The sequence below is a fragment of the Parablautia muri genome, assembly GCF_009917485.1.
Taxonomy (GTDB): domain Bacteria; phylum Bacillota; class Clostridia; order Lachnospirales; family Lachnospiraceae; genus Suilimivivens; species Suilimivivens muri.
This window is the reverse complement of sequence record NZ_QZDT01000191.1, coordinates 1-791: the sequence shown is the minus strand read 5'-3', so window position 1 is coordinate 791 and position 791 is coordinate 1. Positions and strand designations below refer to the sequence as shown.

Annotated in this window: 1 protein-coding gene; it reads left to right on the top strand. The window is 58.7% G+C overall.

Features of this window, described 5'->3' with window-relative positions; genetic code table 11:
* The coding region (locus D5281_RS25160; protein ID WP_277935640.1) for a YodL domain-containing protein at positions 1-791 on the top strand (791 nt) is incomplete at both ends.

Genomic DNA, 791 nt, shown 5'->3' with positions numbered 1-791 from the left:
GTCGAAGCGGAAAGCGTCGCCTATACTGTCTGCCAACATTACGGGCTTGATACGTCGGACTACTCTTTCGGCTACGTCGCCGGGTGGAGCAGCGGGCGGGAGCTGTCCGAGCTGAAAAGCTCCCTTGAAACGATACGCAGCGCAGCCGCCGAGATTATCAATTCAATAGACGAAAATCTTGCGGAGCTGCAAAAGGCACAGGACAAGGAGCAGACCGCCGGACAGGAGCAGCCCACCAGAGAGGAAAAGGCAGCCCCGAAAGAACAGCCGCAGCCGGAAGCCCCGGCAAAGGCAGATACAGCCGGGAAAGAGAAGCCGGAAGCAGCCGCACCGGGAAAATCCGGCGCACAGGAAAAGGCGGGCGCAGCCCCGAAAGAAGCCTTTACCCCGGAAACGATTTACAGAGTGCGCCGGAACCCTTACAGCGACAGCCGGGAAAACAGCTACCTCTTGCAAGCCTATGTGACACAGGAGAACGGGCGGGCGAAAATGGGCGACGTGCTTTATACGGGAACGCCGGAGAAATGCCGCGAGCTTATGGGGCAGCTCAAAAGCGGCGAGCTGACCGAGGGCGACGTGAAGCAGCTTTACGCAAAGGCACAGGAAACGGCGCAGACCGCCGGACAGGACAAAGACACCTTTTCCATTTACCAGATAAAGGGCGGGGACGAAACAAGGGATTTCCGCTTTGAGCCTTACGACCGCCTGCAGGCGGCGGGGAATGTGGTTGACAGGGCGAACTATGAGCTTGTCTATTCCGCGCCCCTTGCGCCGGAAACTTCCCTTGAAGA